Here is a 318-nt window from a genome sequence, read left to right as displayed (position 1 = left end):
GAGGTGTGAGAGTTCAAGTCTCTCCGTCCGCACCATTAATTGAATGGCTACTTAGCTCAGCTGGTTAGAGCACATCACTCATAATGATGGGGTCACAGGTTCAAATCCCGTAGTAGCCACCATTCTTTCTCTTGCTCATTAATTTGAGAATAAGTAAGAAAGGAAAAAGTGTTGTTAGATCACCAATCTCTAATTTCACTATAAAATTTGTGCGGTCGTGGCGGAATTGGTAGACGCACCAGATTTAGGTTCTGGCGCCGCGAGGTGTGAGAGTTCAAGTCTCTCCGACCGCACCATTATTTAGATTCGTAAGAATCT

General features: G+C 43.7%; 2 tRNA genes. Both read left to right on the top strand.

Annotated elements, in window-relative coordinates:
* Positions 1-45 precede the first annotated feature (45 nt).
* Positions 46-122 (top strand) — tRNA-Met (locus HC728_RS19940).
* An 89-nt stretch (positions 123-211) separates the two neighbouring features.
* Positions 212-296: transfer RNA gene (locus HC728_RS19935), tRNA-Leu, on the top strand.
* Positions 297-318 lie beyond the last annotated feature (22 nt).

This window comes from Aliivibrio sp. S10_S31 (assembly GCF_014694495.1).
Lineage (GTDB): Bacteria > Pseudomonadota > Gammaproteobacteria > Enterobacterales > Vibrionaceae > Aliivibrio > Aliivibrio fischeri.
This window is presented reverse-complemented; position numbering and strand designations above follow the sequence as displayed.